The 4,809-nt window shown below is 74.6% G+C and carries 1 protein-coding gene; it reads right to left on the reverse strand.

Going from position 1 to position 4,809, the window contains the following annotated elements; translation table 11 throughout:
* Window positions 1–4,799, reverse strand: a 4,799-nt coding sequence (locus ACFXAE_RS25775) for a beta-ketoacyl synthase N-terminal-like domain-containing protein (RefSeq protein WP_384718925.1), incomplete at its 3' end; no start/stop codon positions are given.
* Between the last annotated feature and the right edge of the window lie 10 nt (window positions 4,800–4,809).

A 4,809-nucleotide genomic window follows, 5' to 3' on the forward strand; every position in this document is an offset into this window, starting at 1 on the left:
TCCACGAACTCGCCCGCGAGCGCGTTCAGCACCACATCCACGCCCCGGCCACCGGACACCGCCCGGAACTTCTCCTCGAAGCCCAGATCACGCGAGGACGCGATGTGGTCGTCGTCCAGACCCAGACCCCGCAGCGTCTCCCACTTGCCCTCACTCGCGGTCGCGAACACCTCCGCACCCAGATGCCGGGCCAACTGCACCGCCGCCATGCCGACACCGCCCGCACCGGCATGCACCAGCACCGACTCCCCCGCCCGCAGACCCGCCAGGTCACGGAAGGCGTACAGGGCGGTCAGGAAGACCAGCGGCACGGACGCCGCCTGCTCGTCCGTCCAGGTGTCGGGGACGTGAACGAGGTAGCGCTCGTCGATGAGCACGGTGTCGGCCAGGCCGCCGGGCACCATGCCCATCACCCGGTCGCCGGCCCGCAGTCCGGTGACCTCGGGGCCGGTCTCGGCCACGACACCGACCGCCTCCGAGCCGAGGAGTCCGGCCTCACCCGGGTACATGCCGAGCGCGTTCATCACGTCACGGAAGTTCAGCCCGGCCGCCCGCACGTCGAGGCGCACCTGCCGACCCTCCGGCGCCCGGAGCGCTTCCGGGGAGGGGGCGAGGGTGAGGGCGTCGAGGGTGCCGCGGTCGTCGCTGTCGAGCCGCCAGGGCAGTCCGGCGACCGGGAGCAGGCTCGCGCCGCTGGTCAGCCGGGCCAGCCGGGCGACGCGTACGGTGTCGTCGCGGACGACGAACTGGGTGTCACCGCCGGCCAGCAGCGCGGGCAGTCGTCCCAGCAGCGTGCCGACGTCGGTGCCCGTGGCGTCCGCGTCGAGGTCGAGCAGGGCGAAGCGGCCCGGGTTCTCGGCCTCGGCGCTGCGGACCAGGCCCCAGGCGGCTGCGGCGGCGAGGTCGTGTACCCGCTCGCCGGTGTCGGCGGCGACGGCGCCGCGCGTGACGAACACCAGCCGGGACGGTCCGGAGGGGTTCAGTTCCAGCCACTGGCGCACCAGGTCGAGGGTGCGGGCGGTGAGGGAGTGGGCGGCGGCGGGCAGTTCGCCGCCCGTGCCGTCCAGCGGTACCAGGACGAACTCGGGCGGCGGGGAGGCCGCGAGGCAGTCGGCGAGGCCGGTGACGGTGGTGCCCGGCAGTCCCGTGCCGGTGCCGAGGACGGCGCAGCGCACGTCCGTGTCGGTGCCGGCGTCGGTGGCGGGGGTCCACTGGAGGCGGAGCAGGCCGTCCTGTTCGCTGCCGCGCAGCGCGGGGGCCTGGATGGCGGAGGGAACACGCAGGATGAGCGACTCGGCGGAGAGCACGGGCGCGCCCTCGACATCGACCGCGGCGATGGAGACGGAGTCCTCGCCGACGCGGGCGACGCGCACGCGGACCACGGAGGCGCCGCCCGCGTGCAGCGACACCCCGGACCAGGAGAACGGCAGCAGCTTCTTGCCGTCGCCGAGGCCGACGAAGCCGACGGACTGCACAGCGGCGTCGAGCAGGGCCGGGTGCATGCCGTAGTACTCGGCGTCGTCGACCTGGCTCGGCAGGGCCACCTCGACGAACGCCTCGTCGCCGCGCCGCCAGACGGCGCGCAGCCCCTGGAAGACGGGGCCGTACTCGGTGCGCTCGTAGAAGCCCTCGAGGTCGGCGGCGACGGCGCCGCGCGGGGGCCAGACGCTCGCGTCGAAGACGGTGGTGCGTTCGCCGGTGGTGAGGACGCCGTTGGCGTGCTCGGTCCAGCGCTGCTCCGGATCGTCCATGGCCTGCGAGTAGACGGTGACCTTGCGGGCGCCGGTCTCGTCCGGGGCGCCGACCCACACCTGGACGACGGCGGCGGCGTCCTCGGTGAGGATGAGCGGCTTGGCGAGGGTGAGTTCGTCGATGCGGTCGCAGCCCACCTGGTCGCCGGCGCGGACGGCGAGTTCCAGGAAGCCGGTGGCGGGGAAGGCGACCACGCCGCCCACCGTGTGGTCCATCAGCCAGGGGTGGGTCTGCGCGGAGAGCCGCCCGGTGAACAGGACCCCGTCGAGACCTGCCAGGGACACCGCGGCGCCCAGCAGGGGGTGTTCGGCGGAGACGAGACCGGCGGCCGACACGTCGCCGGCGGCGGCCATCAGGACGGGCCAGTACCGCTCGTGCTGCCAGGGGTAGGTGGGCAGGTCGGTGCGGCGCGCACCGGTCCCGTCGAAGCAGCGGGCCCAGTCGACGCGGACGCCCGCGACGTGGAGCCGGGACAGGGCGGTGAGCAGGGCGCGTTCCTCGGCGCGGTCCTTGCGCAGGGCCGCCGCGGAGACGGTGTCGGTGGTGCCGTCGAGCACCCGCGCGGCCATCCCGGTCAGGACGCCGTCCGGGCCCAGCTCCAGGAACGCGTCGGCGCCGGCGCCGGCCAGGGCGCGCACACCGTCGGCGAAGCGCACGGCCTCCCGGACGTGGCGCACCCAGTAGTCCGCCGAGCACAGCAGCTCCGGGCCGGCGATCTCGCCGGTCACGTTGGACACGACGGGGATGACCGGCTCGGTGTACGTCAGCCCCTCCGCGACCGCGCGGAAGGCGTCGAGCATCGGCTCCATCAGCGGCGAGTGGAAGGCGTGACTCACCGAAAGACGCTGCGTCTTGCGGCCCTGGGCCGCGAACTCGGCCGCGAGCGCCAGGACCTCGGTGTCGACGCCGGCGACGACCACGGCGTCCGGGCCGTTGACCGCGGCCACGGACACGCCGCCGGTCAGCCTGGGGGTGATCTCCTCCTCGGTGGCCTGGACCGCCATCATGGCGCCGCCGGACGGGAGTTCCTGCATCAGCCGGGCGCGGGCCGCGACCAGCGTGCAGGCGTCGTCCAGGGACAGGACGCCCGCCACGTGCGCGGCGGCGATCTCGCCGACCGAGTGGCCCCCCACGAACTCCGGTGTCACGCCCCACGATTCGACGAGCCGGTAGAGCGCCACCTCGACGGCGAACAGGGCGGGCTGGGTGTAGCCGGTGGTGTCGAGGAGGTCCGCCTCGGGGGTGCGGCGTCCGGCGAAGACGATGTCACGCAGCGGACGGTCGAGTTCGCGGTCGAGCCGGTGCAGTACGGCGTCCAGGGCCTCGGCGAACACCGGGAAGCGGGCGTACAGTTCACGGCCCATGCCGGGCCGCTGGGAGCCCTGGCCGGAGAACAGGACGGCCAGTGAGCGTTCCGTGGCCCGGCCGCGGGCCACCTCGGCGGGTACGCCGTCGGCGCCGGTGAGCAGCATCGCCCGGTGTTCGAACACCGAGCGGCCGGTGGCGAGGGAGTAGCCGGTGTCGAGCGCGGTGGCGTCGGTGGGTGCGGTGATCTGCGCGAGCCGGTCCCGCAGGGCGTCCTCGGTCTTGGCGGAGACCGGCCACGGCACGACCGCCGGGGTGAGGGACGGGGCGGCGGGCTCGTCGGGTTCCGGGGCCGGTTCGGCCTGTTCCAGCAGGACGTGGGCGTTGGTGCCGCTGATGCCGAAGGAGGACACGCCGGCCCGGCGGGGGCGGCCGGTCTCCGGCCAGGGGGTGCGCTCGCCCAGGAGGCGGACGGCGCCCGCGCTCCAGTCGACGTGCCGGGACGGCCGGTCGGCGTGCAGGGTGGGCGGCAGGACGCCGTGGCGCATCGCCATGACCATTTTGATCACGCCGGCGACGCCCGCGGCGGCCTGCGCGTGCCCGATGTTCGACTTGATGGAGCCGAGCAGCAGGGGCTGTTCGGGGTCGCGGCCCTGGCCGTAGGTGGCGAGGAGGGCCTGGGCCTCGATGGGGTCGCCGAGGGGGGTGCCGGTGCCGTGGGCCTCGACGGCGTCGATGTCGGCGGTGGTCAGGCCGGCGGTGTGCAGGGCGCGCTGGATGACGCGCTGCTGGGAGGGGCCGTTGGGGGCGGTGAAGCCGTTGGAGGCGCCGTCCTGGTTGACGGCGGAGCCGCGGATCACGGCGAGCACGGGGTGCCCGTTGCGGCGGGCGTCGGAGAGGCGTTCCAGCAGGAGCATGCCGACGCCCTCGGACCAGCCGGTGCCGTCGGCGTCGTCGGAGAAGGCCTTGCAGCGGCCGTCGCCGGCCAGGCCGCCCTGGCGGCTGAACTCCATCAGGGAGCCCGGCGCGGACATGACGTTGACGCCGCCCGCGAGGGCGAGGCCGCACTCCCCGGCGCGCAGGGCGTGGGCGGCGGCGTGCAGGGCGACCAGGGAGGAGGAGCAGGCGGTGTCGACGGTGACCGCCGGACCCTCCAGGCCGAGGGTGTAGGACAGGCGGCCGGAGGTGGCGCTGGCGGCGATGCCGGTGCCGATGTCGCCGGTGGCGTCGGCCAGGGAGCGGACCAGCAGGTAGGCGTAGTCCTGGCCGTTGGTGCCGACGAAGACACCGGTGGCGCTGCCGCGCAGGCTCTGCGGGTCGATGCCCGCCCGCTCCAGGGCCTCCCAGGAGGTCTCCAGGAGGAGCCGCTGCTGCGGGTCCATGGAGACGGCCTCGCGGGGCGAGATCCCGAAGAAGGCGGCGTCGAAGTCGGCGACGCCGTCGAGGAATCCGCCCTGCTGGCTGACGGAGTGGCCGCGCGCGTCCGTACCGGCGTCGCGCAGGGCGTCGAGGTCCCAGCCGCGGTCGGTGGGGAAGCCGGAGATGGCGTCGGTGCCGGACTCGACGAGCCGCCACAGGTCCTCGGGGGAGGCGATGCCTCCGGGGTAGCGGCAGCTCATCGCGACGACGGCGATGGGTTCCGCGGCGGCGGCCGCGAGTTCCCGGTTCTGCCGCCGCAGCCGTTCGGTCTCCTTGAGCGAGGCCCGGAGAGCTTCGACAACTTTTTCGCTGGGCGTGGTCATGGTCGCTCCG

Origin of the sequence: Streptomyces sp. NPDC059454 (genome assembly GCF_042749965.1) — a bacterium.
Taxonomy (GTDB): Bacteria; Actinomycetota; Actinomycetes; order Streptomycetales; family Streptomycetaceae; genus Streptomyces.